20 protein-coding genes are annotated in these 21191 nt (G+C 48.9%); 14 read left to right on the top strand and 6 right to left on the bottom strand.

The features are described 5' to 3' along the window. Positions 1-232: 232 nt before the first annotated feature. Positions 233-1489 (top strand): hypothetical protein, encoded by a 1257-nt coding sequence (locus AACT35_RS05465; RefSeq protein ID WP_099241124.1) that lies wholly within the window; start codon positions 233-235, stop codon positions 1487-1489. A gap of 7 nt (positions 1490-1496) precedes the next feature. Here AACT35_RS05465 and radA read toward each other — a convergent pair whose 3' ends face one another. After that, positions 1497-2918, bottom strand: a complete 1422-nt coding sequence (gene radA / locus AACT35_RS05460; protein ID WP_099241123.1) for a DNA repair protein RadA — start codon at positions 2916-2918, stop codon at positions 1497-1499. 221 nt (positions 2919-3139) lie between these two features. Here radA and rpaB point away from each other — a divergent pair, with 221 nt between their 5' ends. Both rpaB and recJ read left to right on the top strand, forming a co-directional pair. Further along, entirely contained in the window at positions 3140-3868 is a 729-nt protein-coding gene (rpaB, locus tag AACT35_RS05455; RefSeq protein WP_012306606.1) for a response regulator transcription factor RpaB, read from the top strand. A gap of 163 nt (positions 3869-4031) precedes the next feature. Beyond that, positions 4032-6032 (top strand): single-stranded-DNA-specific exonuclease RecJ, encoded by a 2001-nt coding sequence (recJ, locus tag AACT35_RS05450; RefSeq protein WP_099241122.1) that lies wholly within the window; start codon positions 4032-4034, stop codon positions 6030-6032. A gap of 70 nt (positions 6033-6102) precedes the next feature. Here recJ and psb30 read toward each other — a convergent pair whose 3' ends face one another. Next, entirely contained in the window at positions 6103-6234 is a 132-nt protein-coding gene (psb30, locus tag AACT35_RS05445) for a photosystem II reaction center protein Ycf12/Psb30 (RefSeq protein WP_012306608.1), read from the bottom strand. Between the two features lie 150 nt (positions 6235-6384). Here psb30 and AACT35_RS05440 point away from each other — a divergent pair, with 150 nt between their 5' ends. Continuing rightward, on the top strand, positions 6385-6744 hold the full coding sequence (locus AACT35_RS05440) for a YkgJ family cysteine cluster protein (RefSeq protein ID WP_099241121.1): 360 nt from the start codon (positions 6385-6387) through the stop codon (positions 6742-6744). Between the two features lie 178 nt (positions 6745-6922). On the opposite strand, the gene AACT35_RS05435 is transcribed toward AACT35_RS05440, so the two are convergent. The 4 genes from AACT35_RS05435 to AACT35_RS05420 all read right to left on the bottom strand — a co-directional run bounded on the left by AACT35_RS05435 (position 6923) and on the right by AACT35_RS05420 (position 10308). Continuing rightward, positions 6923-7063, bottom strand: a complete 141-nt coding sequence (locus AACT35_RS05435) for a hypothetical protein (protein ID WP_168191139.1) — start codon at positions 7061-7063, stop codon at positions 6923-6925. Between the two features lie 337 nt (positions 7064-7400). Continuing rightward, entirely contained in the window at positions 7401-8801 is a 1401-nt protein-coding gene (locus tag AACT35_RS05430; RefSeq protein ID WP_099241120.1) for an NAD(P)(+) transhydrogenase (Re/Si-specific) subunit beta, read from the bottom strand. A gap of 3 nt (positions 8802-8804) precedes the next feature. Further along, positions 8805-9095 (bottom strand): NAD(P) transhydrogenase subunit alpha, encoded by a 291-nt coding sequence (locus tag AACT35_RS05425; protein WP_012306612.1) that lies wholly within the window; start codon positions 9093-9095, stop codon positions 8805-8807. 67 nt (positions 9096-9162) lie between these two features. Then, entirely contained in the window at positions 9163-10308 is a 1146-nt protein-coding gene (locus AACT35_RS05420) for a Re/Si-specific NAD(P)(+) transhydrogenase subunit alpha (protein WP_099241119.1), read from the bottom strand. A 290-nt stretch (positions 10309-10598) separates the two neighbouring features. On the opposite strand from AACT35_RS05420, the gene AACT35_RS05415 reads away from it, so the two are divergent. From AACT35_RS05415 to AACT35_RS05370, 10 genes are all read left to right on the top strand, one after another. Next, the gene (locus AACT35_RS05415; RefSeq protein ID WP_099241118.1) at positions 10599-11378 is read left to right on the top strand and encodes a DUF2808 domain-containing protein; all 780 of its coding nucleotides are present in this window, start codon (positions 10599-10601) and stop codon (positions 11376-11378) included. Between the two features lie 184 nt (positions 11379-11562). Beyond that, positions 11563-11700: a 50S ribosomal protein L34 gene (gene rpmH, locus AACT35_RS05410; protein WP_012306615.1), complete on the top strand. Its 138-nt coding sequence runs from the start codon at positions 11563-11565 to the stop codon at positions 11698-11700. A 63-nt stretch (positions 11701-11763) separates the two neighbouring features. Further along, entirely contained in the window at positions 11764-12114 is a 351-nt protein-coding gene (rnpA, locus tag AACT35_RS05405) for a ribonuclease P protein component (protein WP_012306616.1), read from the top strand. Further along, a complete protein-coding gene (locus AACT35_RS05400) occupies positions 12104-12496 on the top strand; it encodes a PH domain-containing protein (RefSeq protein WP_065710394.1) in 393 nt (130 codons plus the stop codon). Before rnpA ends, AACT35_RS05400 begins: the two co-directional genes overlap by 11 nt. Before the next feature lie 179 nt (positions 12497-12675). Then, positions 12676-13842 carry a membrane protein insertase YidC gene (gene yidC, locus AACT35_RS05395; RefSeq protein ID WP_012306618.1) on the top strand — a complete coding sequence of 389 codons (1167 nt, stop codon included), beginning with the start codon at positions 12676-12678 and terminating at the stop codon, positions 13840-13842. Between the two features lie 6 nt (positions 13843-13848). Continuing rightward, complete coding sequence (locus AACT35_RS05390; protein ID WP_099241117.1) at positions 13849-14340, top strand: Jag family protein; 492 nt, start codon at positions 13849-13851, stop codon at positions 14338-14340. A gap of 112 nt (positions 14341-14452) precedes the next feature. Then, complete coding sequence (locus tag AACT35_RS05385) at positions 14453-14953, top strand: YceD family protein (protein WP_065716173.1); 501 nt, start codon at positions 14453-14455, stop codon at positions 14951-14953. Positions 14954-15056: 103 nt separating this feature from the next. Continuing rightward, positions 15057-16553 (top strand): AAA family ATPase, encoded by a 1497-nt coding sequence (locus AACT35_RS05380; RefSeq protein WP_062433204.1) that lies wholly within the window; start codon positions 15057-15059, stop codon positions 16551-16553. Positions 16554-16635: 82 nt separating this feature from the next. Beyond that, a complete protein-coding gene (locus AACT35_RS05375; protein WP_099241116.1) occupies positions 16636-17130 on the top strand; it encodes an SH3 domain-containing protein in 495 nt (164 codons plus the stop codon). 214 nt (positions 17131-17344) lie between these two features. Continuing rightward, positions 17345-21187: a response regulator gene (locus AACT35_RS05370; protein WP_099241115.1), complete on the top strand. Its 3843-nt coding sequence runs from the start codon at positions 17345-17347 to the stop codon at positions 21185-21187. Positions 21188-21191: the final 4 nt, after the last annotated feature.

Raw genomic sequence — 21191 nt, 5'->3', positions numbered from 1 at the left:
CCAAACTTTAGATATTGTGATGGGCGTCTTGGCGTTTTTGATCGTCGCCAGCGGTTTATTCATGCTGATCAAAGGCACTACAGCGATGAACGACAAAAGGGACTAGATGTCTATTCCTCTCAAATTCATCAAGTGGTCTTTTAAAAATCCCACTAAGTCAAAAGTCTTACTGAATGGGATAAAGCTTTGTTATTAAAATTCAGCTCTTCTATAAATTGAAGAATATTATCCCATGGCCTATCGCATCCTTCATTGTAGTAAGTCGCTGATTAATTATCATCTGTGTATTGATCATTCCATAGCTGGCTTCAATAACAGAGGAGCAGAGCTAAATGACATCATTTTTCTTGTTGTCAAATATAAAAAGAAGACTTTGTGTGGATTGCGCGGAAAAATTGGTGAGCCGACGGATCAGCAACCTTGGCCTGATTCAGAACGTTATGTATCTGCTTATAAACTAATTGATGTCGAATATGCACAACCCTTTGATATTCGATTTCTTGCTAAATATGGAGGAAAATACTGGCCTCTCAAATATTTACAAGGAGCTAAACCCATAAAAGATCAACAAGCAATTGATGCATTATGCTCTTTTTTCAACAAACATCGCGTTAATCATCCCGTATACTTACCCAGCTTAAGTGATAGTGTGCGAGACGAAGATAATGAAGATGAATCTTTGACAATAGATTCTGGGGAACTTCCTGAAGTATTATCTGAAGTTCCAGATGCCAAAATCAATATTATGGGTACCTTTCAAACCATTCCTTTCAAAAACGAAATGGATGTCCTGAGAGGTTTAGAAAGTCTCGTAAATGAAAATTTTTACAGTTTGTTTACACGCTACAATATTCGTCAGTCTCTACTTATTCCAGAAAACAGGTTATTTTTATCATCTGGAACCGAAGCACGTGGAGAAAAAAATATCAAAGGTATTAGGGGAATCCCTGATGCCCTATTAATCATTCATAGTGAACAAGAAAAAGAACCTTTTAAAATTGCACTAATTGAATATGAATGTTTCGGTGAAAATAAAACTCGTTCTCAAGAAAAATCCAATTATCTTAATGGTCAAATCATTCCTCAGCTGATGCGATTTGCTGCTGCCTTTAGTATTGTTACCGATAAGCAGATTCGAGATCAAACAATTAAGGTTTGGGTAGATAAAATAATACAATATATTTACGGAAAATCAGAGCATATAGAAAAGGTTTCTGGGTGGATTAAACAAGCATACCCTGACATTTCAGATCAGTTAGTTGGCAGGGAAATTGACCGGGTATTGACTGAAGCCTTTCAGAAATCGATACAAATTGTTTTAATTATTGACGATCTCAGCGACGAACAAAAAGACACAATCACAAATGTCGTACGAGCTTTTAAGTTAGAAAGTGGGGAAAGCATAGATTTTATTTCTTACATTGTTCGCTTGGAACAACGTATTTGTATTTCAAATAATGATGCAGAGTATGCATTGTCAGTTCAATAATTTGAATTTATTCTTTGCCATCGGCAGGCAGGGCAGCGACGATTGCATCCAGCACGCGAGCCACAGGAATAATATCGAGGTCTAAACAGTCTGGTAACTTTTGGCCTTTGGGCACAATGGCACGGGTAAAGCCTAATTTCATTGCTTCCTTCAGGCGAGTTTCCAAGTGAGAAACAGGTCGAATTTGTCCCCCCAAACCCACTTCTCCGATCAGCACAGTCTGGGGTGAAACAAGGCGATCGCGGAAGCTGGCCACCAAAGAAATTGCGATCCCCAAATCCACCGCCGGTTCAGAAACTGTCAGACCGCCCGCCGAAGCAACATAGGCGTCTAACTTAGAAAGGGGAATGCCCACTCGCTTTTCTAACACCGCCAAAATTTGCTGGAGACGGGAATAATCAACGCCCGTGGTGGAACGCCGAGGGGAAGAATAGCTGGTGGGACTGACTAGGGCTTGCAATTCTACTAAAAGGGGTCGGGTGCCTTCGCAGGCGACAACGGTGGCAGTGCCGGGGGTAGCCTCTTCGCGGTTGCCGAGAAAAAGTTCTGATGGGTTAAGCACTTCCTCTAAACCCTGTTCGCCCATTTCAAAAATGCCGACTTCATGGGTGGCCCCAAAGCGGTTTTTCACCGACCGCAATAACCGATGGGAGGCATATCTATCTCCCTCGAAATAAAGCACCGTATCAACGAGGTGTTCCAAAACCCGTGGCCCGGCGATCGCCCCTTCCTTAGTGACATGACCGACGATAAACAGCGTAATGTTTTCCCGCTTCGCCACTTGCATCAAAGCCGAGGTACATTCCCGCACCTGGGACACCGAACCGGGGGCCGAACCCAAGGCAGAATAGTACAAGGTCTGAATACTATCGATCACTGCCACCTGGGGCTGGAGAGTTTCCAACTCAGCCAAAATCGTTTCGAGGCCCGTTTCCGTTAGTACATATAAATTTTCTTCTGGGGGGTGGGCTGCATCCCGGAGGCGATCGCCCCGAAGCTTGATTTGCTGGCCCGATTCCTCCGCCGACACATACAAAATTCTTGGTAAACTTGTGCTGAGTTGATAGGCTACCTGGAGTAACAAAGTTGATTTCCCAATGCCCGGATCGCCCCCAATCAACACCAAAGAGCCTGGGACTAACCCTCCGCCAAGCACCCGGTCTAACTCCCCAAACCCAGACCCAAAGCGCATCCGTTGGCGAGTATCAATATCTGTAAATTTCACCGCAGTGCGGGAGACTGGGCTGGCGGCTTTTCTGGTTGTTTTCGGCTTATGGTGCCAGGTACGACTCACACCAGTACTGCTTTCCTTTTCGCGGATCTCTTCTTGCAGCGACCCATAGACCCCACAATCTGGGCATTTACCGAGCCATTGCCGCGCCTCTGCCCCACATTCACGACACACATAAACCGTTTTTGCCTTAGCCATGACTTGTCATCTCCCCATCACAATGAATTTCCCTCGGTGGCAGCATCACCCCGAAAAACCGCACACTTTCCAAAATAAATCTTAAAAAACTTCTCATTTTCCCGAAAACCCGACCTCAGACTCCCATCAGATTTCAGGAAAGCGATATTCTTATATCTAGATAACCCTACTTAATAAACTTCAACAACACTTACCGAAAGTCAACAGGAGCGTGAAGGAACTTGGAAAATCATAAAGAAAGAATTCTTGTCGTTGACGACGAAGCCAGCATCCGCCGCATCCTCGAAACCCGCCTTTCCATGATTGGTTACGAGGTTGTGACCGCCGCTGATGGTGAAGAAGCCCTCGCCACATTTGATGAAGCAGACCCCGATCTTGTAGTTCTTGATGTGATGATGCCCAAGCTCGATGGCTATGGCGTTTGCCAAGAACTCCGCAAAGAATCCGATGTGCCGATTATTATGCTCACAGCCCTTGGGGATGTGGCGGACCGCATCACAGGTTTGGAGCTTGGGGCCGATGATTACGTCGTAAAACCATTCTCCCCCAAAGAACTAGAAGCGCGCATCCGTTCTGTCCTGCGGCGTGTTGAAAAAAATGGTGGTACGGGCATTCCTAGCTCTGGGGTTATCCATGTGGGTTCAATCCGCATTGATACCAATAAGCGCCAGGTCTACAAAGGCGATGAACGTATTCGACTCACAGGGATGGAGTTTAGCCTGTTGGAATTACTGGTGAGCCGTTCTGGGGAACCCTTTTCTCGCTCAGAAATCCTCCAAGAAGTTTGGGGCTACACCCCAGAGCGCCATGTGGATACCCGCGTTGTGGATGTGCATATTTCCCGGTTGCGCGCCAAACTAGAAGATGACCCCAGCAATCCCGAACTTATTTTGACAGCCAGAGGTACAGGTTATCTGTTTCAGCGGATCCTCGAACCGGGTGATGAATAACCCCAAGAATTGTACGGATAAACTTTTAAGATCATGGTTGGGATGAATGTTTGACCGTGGTCTTAAATTTTGACTGGGGATGCTAGATCTGACGCAAGGTCTCTAAACGACGAACCGTCTTCTGTACCTACTAACTTTTTTGCTGCAAACTATCTCCTTTGCCATGAATTTTCGCCTCCCCCAACAGCGCTGGCACATTGCCGATCGCCAACCGGACATCACCCAATCATTGGTTGAAGCGATGGGCCTTAATCCGCTTGTGGCCCAGGTTTTAGTGAATCGCAATATTTGCACGCCAGAGCAGGCGAAGATCTACATCCAGCCGGAATCCCAGCGATTACCTGCACCCTTGGTGGAATTTGAGGATCTGGCCCTCAGTGTGGAACTTCTCCAGGAGGCGATCGCCGAAGAAACTCTCATTGGCATTTGCGGCGATTATGATGCTGATGGGATGACCAGTACCGCGTTGTTGTTACGGGCCTTGGGTCATGTGGGAGCGCAGGTCACCTACGCGATCCCCAGTCGCATGAAAGATGGCTACGGGATCAATGAGCGCATCGTCACCGAGCTCGCCGAGGAAGGGGTGGGCTTAATTCTCACGGTGGACAACGGCATTTCCGCCTACGAGCCGATCAATTTGGCGCGGGATCTGGGCCTGGATGTGATTATCACTGACCACCATGACTTGCCGGATCAATTGCCGCCCGCCAATGCGATTTTGAATCCAAAGTTATTGCCGACCATGTCTCCTTATGCTGGTTTAGCCGGAGTTGGCGTGGCCTATGTGCTGGCGGTGTCCTTGGCTCAGGCTGTAGACAAGCTAGAAGGGCTCACCAGCCAAATTTTAGAATTATTTACCCTGGGGACCATCGCCGATCTCGCTCCCTTGACCGGGGTGAATCGTCGCTGGTTAAAGCGCGGCCTCAAGCTTTTACCCCAGTCGGAGTTGGCAGGGGTGCAGGCCCTCATGCAAATTGCTGGGGTCGATGACCAAAAGAAACAACTCAAACCCGATGATATTGGCTTTCGCCTTGGCCCCCGCATTAATGCCGTTGGTCGCATTGATGATCCCCAAAAAGTAATTGAATTGCTAACTACCGACGAACCTGGTTTGGCCCTAGAGCGGGCGATGCAATGTGAGCAGATCAATAAGCAGCGCCAGGAGATGTGCACCCAGATCGAAGCAGAGGCGATCGCCCTAGTAGAAGAAACCCCCATCGATTACCAAGGACAGCGGGTGTTGGTGGTTTGCAAAGAAGAATGGCACCATGGCGTGATTGGCATTGTCGCTTCCCGGTTGGTCGAACGCTATGGTGTGCCCGTTTTTATCTGTACCGCTGAGGAAGATGGCAAAATTCGCGGTTCAGCCCGGGGCATCGAAGAATTTAATGTGTTTGAGGCGCTGAACTATTGCCAAGATCTCCTGGGTAAATTTGGGGGCCACAAAGCCGCCGGGGGATTTTCCCTCGCCCAGGATAACCTGAGCGCGTTTACCGAAAAGCTCAGTGAATTTGCCCACCAATTGCTCAAACCCGAACATCTAAAACCCTTGGTGAAAATTGATGGGGCGGTGAATTTCACGGATTTAACCCCAGAGTTTTACCAACAGATTGATCAACTCCATCCCTGGGGCATCGGCAATCCAGAACCGATTTTCTGGACAAAAAATGTACAAATTCTAGAACAACGTACCATTGGTAAAAATCACCTAAAATTCAGCCTCGGCCAAACCATCGCCGGTCAAACATTCACCATTAAGGCGATCGCCTGGCAATGGGGAGACTATCTGCCACTTCCCCCAACCCTGGACATTGCCTACAAACTCAAAGAAAATCGCTGGAATGGTGAGGTGAACCTAGAGCTAGAATTGGTCGGGGCGCGTCCCAGTGAAACCCCACGTCCTGCGGTTCCAGACCGAGAAATGTCTCCCCAAGCTCAACCTCAGCACTCAGAAAAGACTTTTCTGTTTAATGACCGGACGTATTTCTGTACCCTCGCGGATCAGGGATTGACCCTCAGAATTCGCAATGATCAAGGTAAGTTATTGGCGATTAAAAAAGGTCAACGGCAGGGCAAACTCGGTGAGCAAACCGTTGATGTTACCCAACCCCCATTTTTTCAGATGATCAAAACGGCGATCGCCACCCTCGAACAAGCCAACTAAATCAACACAAAAAAGGACAACTCCCCCGTCGGTTTGTTGCCCCTGCACACAATTTGTTTTTGAGAAAAAATTACATATCGCCGCCACGAATGGCCAACAAAAAGATAACAACAGGCCCCGAAATGAGGATCAAAGAGACAAAAGTCAACTGAAAAATCACTTCAAAGTTGAGGCTACCAAAAAAACCTGTGATAAAATCCATATTTCTCCTATTCCTGAGTTAATGCAAAAAACAGGGTAAATTTTTTTTTCCTAAAAATCAATGTCTATCATACCCCGTCAGGCCTGCCTTGCTTTGCTGAGAATAGGCAAAAATCAATGAAGTTTTGTAACGCCCCGGAGACGGATCCCGATGCCCACTTGGCAATGTATTGAAAATTGTGGTGCCTGCTGCCACCTCGAACCCGGCGATCGCCCCGACCTTGAGGACTACCTCACCCCCGCTCAACTGGAGCAATATCTCGCTATGGTCGGCCCCGACGGCTGGTGCATCAACTATGACCAAGCCCATCGCAAATGCACGATCTACACCGAACGTCCCCGCTTTTGCCGTGTTCTCCCAGAAACGTTTACCGAAATGTTTGATGTGCCCGCCGAAGAGTTACAACAATTTGCCATTGATTGCTGCCTCGAGCACATCGATAGCATCTATGGCGACGAAAGCCCAGAAATGGAGCGCTATGTTGCCAAGGTCGTGAATGTTGGACTGTAAACGGTTTTCCTTTCCCGAAAAAGACTGTTGATCCCCATCCTTGGAGCAAGTTTCTCAGGGACGAAACAAGACTTGCCCAAAAAGAAAGAGTACCAGCCCAAGGACTCTGGTACCCATCGATACTTGCAATACTGTTTAGTTGTTGATGCCCACAACCTAAAACCAAGTTGCCAACTAACTAATCTAAATCTGATGATCCATCATAGGGATCCCCATCAAAGGGTTGTACCCCTACCTCTGGCACAGGTTCTTCATTCGGTGAAAAAATCCGATTGATGCCCTGTAAAACATACTGAAAAAGCTTTTCTAACGTTTTCATGGTTGCTGTGCCTCGTCACGTCTAATCAATTGAAATACAATGGTTAGAACCACGAAACAAACCGGGTTTACCACTGCACTTTAAGCTTGTCTATCGCTGAGATTTGTCATTCAGCTCTATATGACTATTATTAGGGGTCAGTCCCCTTGGGGGATCACTTAGTTGCGATTCTTGAAATTGCGTTAGGGTTCTGAAAGTCGAAAAAAGTAAATACTCCTGTATATGTAAAAAAAGACAAAGCCAAATCAATCAAAAGCCCTAATCGCTTAACAATTAGGGCCCAATCATAAATACAATCTTTAATTCACTAACAACTTCAAAAAATACTGTTAGTTTCCTAAAGCTCTTTTACTTCAGAAGAAATTTTTTCCACCATGTCTTTGGCACTACCAAACAGCATCATTGTTTTGTCTTTGAAGAACAGCTCATTTTGTACCCCAGAAAAGCCTGTACTCATACTCCGTTTGATCACAATGGTGGTTTTGGCTTTATCTACTTCCAAAATTGGCATTCCATAAATGGGGCTACCTTTGTCGTGGCGCGCCGCTGGATTAACCACATCGTTGGCACCAATCACTAGGGCCACATCCGTATTATCAAACTGGGGATTGATATCGTCCATGTCATAAAGCTGGGTGTAAGGGACATTGGCCTCCGCGAGGAGCACATTCATATGCCCCGGCATTCGACCAGCCACAGGGTGAATCGCGTATTTGACTTCTACGCCTTTTTTCTCCAGCATATCGGCCAGCTCTTTGACGGAATGTTGCGCCTGGGCTACAGCCATCCCATAACCCGGAATAATGACAACACTGCGGGCATAGCCAAGCATCATGGCGCTTTCTTCAGGATCTACGCTTTTAATGGCGCCATCAATGGCCGCACCACCGTCTCCTTCTGGGGCACCGCCATCACTGCCAAAGCCCGCAAACAAGACGTTAGTAATGGAGCGGTTCATGGCTTTACACATGATCTGGGTGAGGATAATCCCCGATGCGCCCACCAAAGCTCCGGCAATAATGAGCATATTGTTGCCCACCACGAACCCGGCGGCACTGGCAGCTAGACCAGAGTAGGAATTGAGAAGAGAGATCACCACGGGCATATCGCCGCCACCGATGGGGATCACAAAGAGAACGCCCAGCACAAGGGAGATCCCCACTAAGCCGAGAAAAATATTCGGATCAGGATTCACGAACAGATAGATACTGCCGCTGAGGAATCCTGCCAGAATGGCGAAATTAATGATCTGTTGGGCCGGGAAAATTACCGGACGACCGGGCATGATCCCTTGTAATTTGCCAAAGGCAATGAGGCTTCCTGTTAGGGTGACGCCGCCAATGAGTACCCCCAAAATAATCGTGAGGCTAGTGGTGATAGAGAGGGTTTCTCCGAGGGATAGGAGTCGCCAAAATTCGGCGATCGCCACCAGGGCCGAAGCAGCCCCCCCCAGACCATTAAAGAGGCCGACCAATTGAGGCATATCGGTCATTTCGACTTTTTTCGCGGTGATCACACCGATGATACTGCCGATGACGATCCCCCCAGCGATCAAGCCATAGTTTAAAACCTGTTGATTGAGCAGAGTGGCCACCACTGCCAGTAACATGCCCACCGCTGCAATGAAATTGCCTTGACGGGCCGTTGCAGGAGAGCCTAATTTCTTTAAGCCCAGAATAAACAGACAGGCCGCCACGAGATAACTCAGTTCGATGCCATTGGTAAGTAAGCTATCCATCACTTAGGCCTCCTTCTTCTTAAACATTTGCAGCATCCGGTCTGTGACCAAAAAACCGCCGACAACATTGATCGTGGCGCAGACCACCGCGATGAGACCGAGGATGACCGTTAAATTCCAGTGTTCTTCGCCAGAAACTAAAAGGGCACCAATTAAGGCTATGCCAGAGATGGCGTTGGCACCGGACATGAGTGGTGTGTGTAGCGTGGGTGGGACTTTATTAATTACTTCAAAGCCCACAAAGGAAGCCAATACGAATACGAATAGGCTACTGAGCAGTGTTGCTGTTGTCATGAACAGTCAAAACTCCTTTAGATAAGATGAATAGATTTAGGTTCAAAACTGAGAAAATGTCTGTTTCTTAGGCAGTAACAGCCATTTGTTGCAGGGCGTCTTTGACCCGTTGATTGCGAATTTCCCCTTGGTGGGTTACACAAACAGAATCCAGGATGTCGTCGGCAAAATCGAGATTAATCGCGCCTTCGGGAATGAGCAGTTGTAGCAAGGTCGCCATATTCTTGGCAAACATTTGGCTCGCATGGACAGGCACCGTGGAAGGAAGATTAATGGGAGCAATGATCGTGGCTCCGTGGACTTGGACTTCGCGGCCTGCCTCACAGCCTTCACAGTTACCCCCTTGTTCGCCGGCGAGATCGATCAAAACCGATCCGGTTTGCATCCGGGCAATCATGTCATCGGTCACGAGCAGGGGCGCACGGCGACCAGGAACTTGGGCGGTGGTGATCACCACATCGGCGGTGGCCACATGGTCTGAAATGAGGGCTTGGCTTTTCTTTTTCGAGTCTTCGGAAACTTCCTTGGCGTAGCCCCCAGCCGTGGCGGTTTCTTCTTCTAGTTGCACTTCGACAAATTTAGCGCCGAGACTTTGGACTTCTTCTTTGACGGCGGGCCGGATGTCAAAGGCCTCGACTACCGCGCCGAGTCTTCTGGCTGTGGCGATCGCCTGGAGACCCGCTACCCCAGCCCCAATTACAAACACCTTAGCTGGACGAATGGTGCCAGCGGCTGTGGTCAACATCGGGAAAAACTTGGGTAGGGCAGCGGCAGCAAGTAAAACCGCTTTGTAGCCAGCCACCCCAGCCTGGGAAGACAGCACATCCATACTTTGGGCGCGACTGGTGCGGGGGATCAACTCCATGCCCAAGGCGGTGATCTTTTTATCTGCTAATTTTTGAATAATCTCTGGTTGTCCCAGGGGATTCAGCAAACTCGCCACCATTGACCCTTCCGGCAGGAGGGCAACCTCTTCTTCTGTGGGTACAGCCACCTTGACGAGGAGATCAGCCTCTTTCCAGAGGGATTGGCGATCGCCAACGACTTTTGCCCCAGCTTCCTCGTAGGCAGCATCGGGAAGGAGAGATGCCTCACCAGCCCCGGCCTCCACATGGATTTCCCAGCCTTTTTTAACAAGACGAGAAACCTGATCCGGTGTCAGGGCTACCCGACGTTCTCCGGCAACGGTTTCCCGAGCAACAGCAATTTTCATAGAAACTCCTTAACGAAACAATAGCAACAGACTGAACGGTAGATGTAGAGCAATTCAGTGGCAAAACCTTGAGAACCCAGGGCCGTCGGCCATCCCCATAAGGCTGTTACGGCGTCTTTTCGCAGTGTAGTGCTATCTTTTCCTTGGCGGACACCCTCTGTAATGTGTCTTATCAGTTTTTGTAAATCTCTGTTGCGTTGGCACTTCTTCGTCAGGATTTCGTCAGGGGAGTTGCTGAAAACGCAAACTTTAGTCACAATCGGTTACAGACTTTGAAGGCGCCTGTGAATATGCAACTCTTCCGTTCTCCCCTTTCCCGTTTGGCGATCGCCACCACCCTGTTAAGCAGTAGCCTGACTTTCATGCCCCAAATGGCTGAAGCCCGCCAACCCTGTGGGTCTTTTACGATCAACTGGGGGGGAACGATTCCCCAAGGGGACATTCTCAAGTGTGCCGTTGAATATAATTCCGGTGCCCGCCGCCGCGATCGCTACTACTTAGAAATCAAAAAAAGTAAAATTGTTGACCGCTTCCAAACCTTTGAACTGAGCTTCCCGGAAGACTTTGACGGTCGGGTCGATGACGCAAAAATTCGGGTCCGAGTCAATGGCCGAGAAGTTGCCCTCAACGAAGCCGCTACCGCCTGGGATCCCGATAGCTTACCCACCGATCCAGCCCAACAGAGCCAAACCATCCTCGGTAACATTGCCGCCAGTACAACCACACCGGATCGTGGGGGCGAATTAGTCCTGGTCAACGGCGAATTGGTGTTCCTCGATTCAGAAACCCTCGCTGCCCAACAGGCCAGCCAAAGTAACAACACCAACAACAATAGTCCTGCTCCGGAACCAGAGATTGCCGAAGAGCCAGAAGATGAAGGCCCCCGCAGTCGTTCCCTGGTGATTACCCTTGCTGAACCCCTCAGCCCCGAAAGCGACGTCGAGATCATCCTCGATAGTGTCAACAATCCTTCCCGTGGGGGAATGTACTTGATAACGGCCTTTGCTCGTAGCCAAGGGGCGCCTCTCCCCAGCCGTTTGGGCTCTTGGTTATTGGATGTGGATTTTTAGGGATTGCCAGTTTCTTTACTTCCTGGGTACTGACCGGGGTAAATGCGATCAATTTCGCCGGAGCCCTTGGTTAACTTGACGGACACGGTATAATTAAAGACTGTCATTTTCTAATTTTTTCGGCAAGGCGGCGATCGCCTCCGGAGAGAGCATCTATTTTCAAAGGAATATAAGGAGGACTTCCATGACTAAACGGACCCTAGGCGGCACCGTCCGCAAGCAAAAACGCACTTCTGGTTTTCGGGCTCGTATGCGCAGCCACACTGGCCAGAATGTTATCCGCGCCCGCAGAAAAAAAGGCCGTCATCGCCTTACTGTCTAACCCAGCGCGCAAACCATTATTTTGGTGAGGGGACTTGCCGTCTACCTCACTCTCATTTTCTTTGTGGGACTGCCAAAAGAACACCGTCTAAAACACTGGCGCGATTTTAAAACGATCTACAGTCAAGGGAAACGCTTCCGGGGAGATGCCCTAGCAATCATTCTCTTACCCCAGCCAGCGGCTCCAACCAAAATTGGCATCAGCATCAGCCGCAAAGTCAGTAAAAAAGCAGTGGTTCGGAATTTAATCAAACGCCGTATTCGCCACGCCTGTCGCACGCTACTGCCCCAGATTCAACCCGGTTGGCACATCGTCATTGCTGTGCGGTACAACGCCAGAGAATGCGAATATGAGCATTTTTTGCAAGAATTAAAAAGATTACTCATACAAGCCGAGGTATTCCATGGGCATTAAAGAAGACGTGATTTATGAGGGCGGCCCCCACATTGGGGATCTGATCCTCAATATCTTGCTGGGGTTCACGGTGATCTGTCTGCCGCTGACCGTCGGGGCGATTGTCCGAGCATTGTGGCTCCGCTATCGCATTACCAGTCGGCGTATCTCGATTACTGGGGGCTGGCAGGGGCGCGATCGCACCGATATTATTTACAGCGAAGTTAGAAAAATCGTCAAGATTCCCCGGGGATTTGGCCTTTGGGGGGATCTAGTTGTGACTCTCCAGGATGGTAGCCGCCTAGAGTTGCGCTCCATGCCCAACTTCCGTGATATCTACAGTCACATCGCCGAAAAGGCAGCCGACCGCACCGGGGTTCCCCTAGAGGCGATCGCCGCCTAAGCGCCAATAAAAATTATTTATCGATTATTTTCTGGGTGAAATCCCAGTGGTTAGTCGGGAGAAACGCGACCCCTAATCCCATTTCTCCCATCGCTTTTTTAAAAGAAACCATTAAAAATAAGAACTAAACCCGATAAACTAACCCTTAAACAACTCATAGCTAGACGAACTTCAGACGCATGGATTTTGGGATCGGATTTTTATCAAACAACGTGATGTTGCCAATCCTAGATTTTTTCTATGGCATTGTGCCGAGCTACGGCTTTGCAATCATCGCCCTGACCCTTGTGATTCGATTTGCCGTTTATCCCCTAAGCGCCAAATCGATCCGCAGCATGAGACGCACAAAGATTACCCAACCCCTAATGCAAAAACGGGTCAAGGAAATCCAAGAGCGCTACAAAAATGACCCGGCAAAGCAACAAGCTGCGATGTCAGAGGTCTACAAAGAATTTGGGAATCCCCTCGCCGGTTGTTTACCGATTCTGTTGCAGATGCCCATCCTCTTTGCCCTCTTCGCCACCCTGCGGGGATCGCCATTTGCCAACATCAACTACACCGCTAATCTGCAAATTCTCCCCAGCGAGAAAATGGAGCAGGTACAGCCCCAGGCGGTCGATGTTAAAACCCAAAATGTTTATTTTGATAGCGGTATCCATTACCCAATCACCTTGTCTTTACCCGCTGGGAATAAAGTCGGTGTTGGAGAAACTACCCAATTTGTTCTCCAGAGTGACTCCGGGAAGGACTTTGCGGCCCTGGCTGCCGAATATCCAGACAGTAACATCAAGCCCAGCTTTGAAGTTACCAAAGGTCAAGAACGGGTAGAGATTCAACCCGATGGTTCCCTCGTGGCCCTTGCGCCTGGGGATGTCAGCATCCAGGTAACTGTGCCGGGGATCGCCGCTGATAAAGGATTTCTCTTCATTGAAGCCCTAGGCCGCATTGGGGTCAATGGTGACGATGGTATCCACTGGGATATTCTCGGCATGGTGCTGTTCTTTGGGGTGAGCCTTTACATTAACCAGACTATTTCTGGGGGCGCTCCTAGCAGCAATAACAACAGCGGCGGCGATCAACAGCAGCAGGCCCAACAGACGGTGAACAAAATTACGCCGTTGATTTTCTCAGGGATGTTTTTGTTTTTCCCGTTACCGGCTGGGGTGTTGATGTATATGACGATCGCCAACGCGTTCCAAACGGTACAGACGTTCATCCTTACGAAGGAACCTTTACCAGAAAATCTCCAGAAACTGGTGGATGAACAGGAGAAGTCGGAGAAAGGGCGCGACAAGCTTCCCTTTGAGCGCAAAGGTAGCAAGAAAAAAGAGAAAACTTCAGGTTAAGAGCAGATGAACGAGACCAAAATCCAACGGGGTGAAACCTGGCTGGCGACACTGCTTGAGTTGATGGCGCTTCCGGCTCCGGTCACTGCGGCGGTGAAACAAGGCCTTGATGGGGAAGATTCTCTCTGGTTGACCATTGAGCACCAAGCACTATCTGAGGCCCAGCGGGAAAAATTAATTGGCGATCGCGGTCACTTAATCGATGCGATGCAATATTTAGCCAACATCACCCTGAACCATGATCTGCCGAAGGAGGAGCAATATCCCCTCACCGTTGATCTAGGGGGCTACCGCGAGAACCGCCTCAATGAACTTAAGGCGATCGCCACTGAAATTGCCCTCCGGGTGCAAGCCACGGGGGAGGCAGAAGCGATTGGCGATTTATCCTCGGCGGAACGGCGGCAAATGCACGGCTTCTTTAAGGAATTTCCGCTCCTAAAAACCGAAAGCCAAGGTCAAGAACCCCACCGTCAACTCATTGTGCAATTGGCTCAATAACGGGGCTTCACCCTGAATATTTCCCAAGAGGCGGGCTTTGTCCCGTCTTTTTTGTGGGAGTTTTACGGTAGGATGGGGCTGATAAATGCCGCGTCATCGGAGGTTTGAGGTGATGGATCGGATTTTTATTCCCCGACTATTAAAGGCCCCCCAGCAACAGGAGCAATTTGCTTTTGCGGAAACCCTCGCGGATTTGGAGACCTTGACCCCGGTGCGGGGCGAAATGGCGATCGCCCACCGTCAAACTTACCTCGAAGTCACGGCCCAGGCTGAAACGATTGTGACCCTCACCTGCGATCGCTGCCTCCAGCATTACAATACCCGCCTCACCATAGACCGCACCGAACTGATTTGGCTCCAGAGTAACCTTGGCGAAGATCTCCCCGCAGAACGGGAAGTCAGCCTAGAAGATTTGGATGAGTCTTTAGATCCCCATGGCTACTTTGAACCAGAAACCTGGCTCTATGAACAATTTTGTTTAGAAATGCCCCTGCGGAAAGTCTGCGATCCCCAACGTTGTCCTGGGGCAGAAACGAACCCAGACGATGCGACGCCCCAAATCGATGCCCGTTGGGCCAAGCTGGCTGACCTCAAACAACAGCTCTCTTCCTAGTAAAAGAGGCAGTCGCACAAGGATGATGACCCTTGGTTTTGGGGAAATTTCCCCCTAAGCTTAAACATTAATTGAGTTGCCCTGTGCTGAAAGCGCTTTACCTATGACCTTCCGCGAAGAATTTAGCCTCCTTCTCCGTGCCTGCTATCCGCTGCTGTATATCCCCACCCTCGAAGAAGAGCGGGTTGAAGGGGCGATCGCCCAATGTGCCGCGACCCTAGGACAGCGGACGGTCTACACCTGGGATTTTGTCGATGGCTACCAGGACAACCCCAATAACACCGGCTTTGGTAAACGGAATCCACTCCAAGCCCTCGAATTTATCGAAAAACTCCCCCCCAATATCGGTGGCATTTTTATCCTGCGAGATTTTCAGCGATTTCTCGAAGACATTGCGATCGCCCGGAAATTGCGCAACCTTGCCCGTCGTCTCAAAGCAGAACCGAAAAATATTGTGATTGTGGCCCCAGAGGTAAAAATTCCGGCAGATCTGGCGGAGGTACTCACCATCGTGAAATTTCCCCTGCCTACCGCGAATGAAATCCGTACCGAAATTGAACGCCTCCTCCAGGGCGTCGGCCAAACTCCCGAAGCCCAACTCCTGAATGAATTAGTCCGGGCCGCCCAGGGACTTTCTCTCGAACGGATTCGCCGTGTGCTGACCCTCAGTCTGGCGAACCATGGCCAAATCCAAGCAGAAGACGTAGAACTTATCCTCGCTGAAAAGCGCCAGTCTATTCGCCAAACCCAAATTTTGGACTTCTATCCGGCCACGGAGCAAATTTCTGACATTGGCGGCCTAGATCGATTAAAAGAATGGCTCCTGCGTCGGGGGGGAGCTTTCAGTGAAAAAGCACGGGAATATGGTCTGCCCCACCCACGGGGACTGTTGCTCGTCGGCATTCAAGGCACAGGTAAATCCCTCACCGCTAAGGCGATCGCCCACCATTGGCATTTACCCCTGCTGCGCCTTGATGTAGGACGTCTCTTTGCGGGCTTAGTGGGTGAATCCGAATCCCGTACCCGGCAAATGATCCAGCTCGCAGAAGCCCTTGCCCCTTGCATTCTTTGGATTGATGAAATTGATAAGGCTTTTGCTGGGGCTGATGGGGGAGGCGATGGGGGGACAACCAGCCGTGTCTTTGGCACTTTCATCACCTGGTTAGCAGAAAAACAAAGCCCTGTTTTTGTGGTCGCTACGGCTAACAAAATCCATACTTTGCCCCCCGAAATGCTGCGGAAGGGCCGTTTTGATGAAATCTTTTTTGTGGGTTTACCCAGTCAGGCCGAACGGGAAGCAATTTTCAATGTCCATCTTTCCCGCCTGCGGCCCCATAACCTCAAAAACTACGATGTAAAGCGTTTGGCCTACGAAACGCCTGATTTTTCTGGGGCTGAAATTGAACAAACCTTGATCGAGGCCATGCACCTGGGCTTTAGCCAAAATCGAGACTTCACCACCGACGACATTTTAGAAGCCGCGAGCCAAATCATTCCCCTGGCGCGCACTGCGAAAGAGCAAATCGAGTTTTTGCAACATTGGGCGACCTCTGGAAAGGCCCGCCTCGCCTCACGACAACAAAATTTTTTGAACCCCTAAGACCCAGGGAACGGTCAACTATAATGCTTTCTATGGGCCGTTCCTTTGATGTTGTTGGTGTCCCGGTCAGAGAGCAGATTTTATGAATATTTCTAATCTTTTTCAATTTATTCTTGGTTTTATCCTTGGGGTATTTCTGTTGGCAGTAGGCAGTGTTGGGGCCGCTTATTATTTCTTTAACCGCATGGCCGCTGCCCCGCCTAAACCGGTGTTTTCTGAGACCGTTGCTGATCCCCCAGAAACCACCCCGACATCGCCTCAATCCCAGGAAACCGAGCCTGAAACCACTGCCAATAATGATCCAGAGGCAACCGAGGCCGAAGCAGAGGAAGAGGAAGCCCCAGAAACAGAGGTGGCTGAAACATCGACGGATAGCTATAAAGCGACGGTCACTTGGTCGAGTGGCTTAAGTTTACGGGCAGAGCCTTCCCAAGACTCCGCTCGCTTGGGGGGTGTTGATTATAACGCCGAGGTAACGGTGCTCGGCATGAGTGACGATCAAGTGTGGCAGCAAATTCGCCTAGCGAACGGTACAGAAGCTTGGGTAAAAGCGGGCAATCTTCAAAAGGTTAATTAATTAATATCTGACAAGCCCCCTTTGGTCGCCTAGTTTATGAGAAACGGCCTTTAAGGTAGATAGGACGATCGCCGGACAAATTAGTCAAAAAGTAAAAAAGAATCCGGATGCCTTCGTTGTCTTAGTCAAGAATCATATCGTTTGATTGATATTAGATGACAAGTGTTATTACGATTAATGAGTATAGAGTTTTTAACAAAATTTTCTGAGTGTGATGCTGTTTCAGTTCCAAACAACACTCAATAAAGTTGTATCCAAGCTCCTTAATTTACAGGTGGAGTACCCTTGGTTATTGCTAGCTTTGATCATCACTAGCTACCTGGGTAATTACTTTAAATTAAGCTTATTTTTTGGCATTGACTTTTTATTTGGTTCTATTGCAGTTTGGATAATTTTATTTTTCTATGGGCCTTTTTGGGCGATCATCGCTGGGGCGATCGCCAGTCTGCATACATTTTTTATCTGGCACCATCCCTATGCCGTGGTGATTTTTGTCAGTGAAGTGCTTTTTGTGAGCTTTTTTTGGCAAAAAAAACGCCGCAATATCAATATTCCTTTCTATGACGCAATTTATTGGTTGACGATTGGTAGCATTCTAATTTTTAGCATTTATTTTTTAGTTTTAAAAATGGATGTCCAAGCCGTAACTACAGTTGCCCTGAAGCAATTTGTGAATGGAATTTTTAATGCCGAAGTTGCGAGCTTGATTGTTAATTATCTCCCTTTTTTGCAGCGGATAATTCCCCAACGCTACCGACGTGACAATTCACTCCAAAAGATTGCCTTTGACGTCCTCCTGGCCTTTGTAGTGTTTCCTATTTTGACGTTGATGATTTTAAATGCTCAAGAAAGATTTGAAGCGATCAAACAGGAAATTCATGATGTTTTGGTTACGTCTAGTCAATCCCTAACAACAGAATTAAAACTTTGGGAAGCCTCTTATCTAGAAGCAAGCCGATATGCCATTAATAGTATTGCCAAGGATGGTTTGCCAGTAGAGAGACTTGATAATGTTCTCAGAGGTCTCCAAAGAGTTTATCCGGAATTAGCTTATATCGAAGTGTTTGATGCGGCGAATAATTCAGTGCTTGCCCTTAATGATCGTTCTGATTTTGTGTTCCAGGAAGTGAATGGAGAAATAAACCAGTCGATCCAAACTTATCGCCAAAGTAGCCAGTTTTTACAAAACGGCATTGTTGCGACAATTCACAAAGACCAAGAACATTTACATATCGATTACCTCTTGCAAATTCCGGGTGATTTGGGTTCATTTTATCTTGATGTTGATGTTGATTTTTTAGCGGATTTTTTGCAACGAAAACTACAAGCGGTACGACAATATCCGCTCCGGGCGATCGCCACAACCCAAGCAAACGATTTAGTGATTGCAGATTCTGCCAAACAGATCGCTGCGGGGGAGCCCTGGGTTTGGTACGACGAACGGGACAACCAACCCTTACTTAGTGAAACGTTTATTTCCTTACCGGAGACTGTCATTGGTAAATCGGCGATCGCCCGCTGGCAAGAAGCCTTTGGAGTTATTGTTCAACCCCTAGAAGGAACGCGATTTCCGGCTCAGTTATGGCTGACCCTCGGACTGGCGGAGGACATGGATGCCTTAGAACGTTACTACATTCGGAGTCTGGCGATCGTCCTGATTTTGCTGTTGTTGGCAGTGGTGACGGCGGAAAAAATGAGTCGTTGGCTGACAGCACCGCTGAATCAACTGAGTGCGATGACCGCCGATATTCAAGAGGATCTGCAGCAGCAGGAACCGATTCTTCCTCTCAAGAGCTATATCAGTGAATTTAATCGTCTGAGCCAAAACTTTGAAGTGATGCTCAATACCCTACGACAACAATTCCAGGCGATTCAGGCGACAACCCTCAACCTCGAAGAACAGGTAGAAACAAGAACGAAAGCCCTCTCAGAAGAAGTACGACAGCGAGAACTGATTGAACAGCAATTACGGCAGAGTGAAGAACGCTACGAGTTGGCGATCGCCGCCACCAATGACGGTATCTGGGATTGGGATCTCCGTTCAGATCAGGTTTATCGCTCCCGGTCTTGGTTTCGTCTTTTGGGCTACAAAGAGTCCAACCTACGGCCTCAGATCACAGGTCGCCAAATGTGGGCCGATCTTGTTCATCCCGATGATCTAGCTCAAGCCCAGGCCGCCATGACAAACCATCTCCAGGGACTGACCGCAAGTTATCAAAACGTCCATCGTCTACGCCATTGTGATGGCCAATACCGATGGATTTTGAGTAAAGCGAAGTGCCTCAAAGATGAACAGGACAACCCTTACCGCATCGTCGGCACAATCACCGACATTACAGACAAAGTGGAAGCCGAAATCCAACTGAAGCTTGCCAAGGAAGACGCAGAACAAGCTAACCGTGCCAAAAGCGAGTTTCTGGCGACCATGAGCCACGAGATCCGAACGCCGATGAATGCTGTGATTGGGATGGCGGAACTTCTCAGGGATACAGACCTCACAGCCCAACAACAGGAATTTATCGACATTATTCGCAATAGTGGTAGCAATCTCCTCGCGATCATTAACGATATTCTGGATTTTTCGAAAATTGAATCGGGAAAATTTGAGTTAGAGTTGCAGCCCTTTAACCTGCAAACCTGTTTGGAAAACTGTTTAGATTTGATGTCGACCCGGGCGATCGCCAAGCCCATTTACCTAAGCTATATCCTTGATCCCGATGTGCCCCACTACTTAATGGGAGACGTGACGCGCTTTCAACAGATTATGCTCAATCTCTTGGGCAATGCCGTCAAATTTACCAATCGCGGTGACGTTTCCCTCTGGGTACAAAAAGTCCCCGCAGCGACGGGTGACAGGGATCAAGTCTGTCTGCGATTTGCGATCCTAGATACGGGGATCGGCATTCCAGCACAGCAGATGACCCGGTTGTTCCAACCCTTTAGCCAGGGGGATGCTTCCACTTCGCGCCGCTATGGTGGGACGGGGTTGGGTCTCGTAATTAGCAAGCGACTGGTGGAGTTGATGGGGGGGCAACTTTGGGTCGAAAGTGGCGGGATCATGGCTGGTCAATTTCCCCAGGAAATGTCCCCCGATCCGCCAAAAATCTTCCAATCCGTAGCGCGGCAAACGGTATTTTATGCGCAAATTCCCTTTACCATTGCCCCGATTTTCGCAAAAGAAATCACCCTCCATGAACTCCCGCCCCAACTCCAGGAGAAAAACTTCCTGATCCTGCATCCAAGTCCTTTATTTGCTCGAAGTATCTCCCATTTATTGACAGCAACTGGAGCAGCGGTTTCCCATACAACCATGGCCTCCGGTGCTTTGGATATCTTGCATCAACGTCCCATTGATCTGTTGATGATGGAGATGAAAACGGATCTTGTTTCCGCAGATTTTTTCCGACAAATTAAGCAATCTAGTCAAAATCCTGACCTGGCAATTGTGGCGATCGCCCCGCCCCTCAGTACTGCCGAATCGACTCATTATCCAGCCATCTCCCAGCAGCTCCAATTACGTCAGCCCATCAAGCAGGAGGCCCTTTACCATTGCCTATCCCTGGCGATCGCCGAAGCCCTACCCACAACGGCCATGGAGCCTGCCTCTCCCTTTGATGCAACCTTGGGGCAAGCCTACCCCCTCAAGATTCTGTTGGCGGAAGATAATATTGTGAACCAAAAAGTTGCCCTCAATATTTTGGCCCGCTTCGGCTATGGTGTAGAGGTGGCGACCAATGGCCTCGAAGTCCTGAGTCGTTTACAAAGCGATAACTATGATGTCATTTTGATGGATGTACAAATGCCTGCGATGGATGGCCTCGAAGCCACCAGACAAATTCGCCAGCGTGATGCCCGGTCGCCCCAGTCCCAGGGGAAGCGTCCCTGGATTATTGCCATGACCGCCAATGCGATGCAAGGCGATCGCCAAGTTTGTCTAGATGCGGGGATGGATGATTACCTGAGTAAACCGATTCAAGTAAAAAAGCTCCTCCATGCCCTAAAGGTCGCCTACCATTACCATCAGTCCCTCTCCACTACCCAGTCTTCTTCTGATTAAAGTC

The sequence above is a fragment of the Synechococcus sp. BDU 130192 genome (assembly GCF_963876085.1).
Lineage (GTDB): Bacteria > Cyanobacteriota > Cyanobacteriia > Cyanobacteriales > MRBY01 > MRBY01.
The sequence above is the reverse complement of the archived record's forward strand: the minus strand, read 5'-3'. Positions and strand labels throughout refer to the sequence as shown.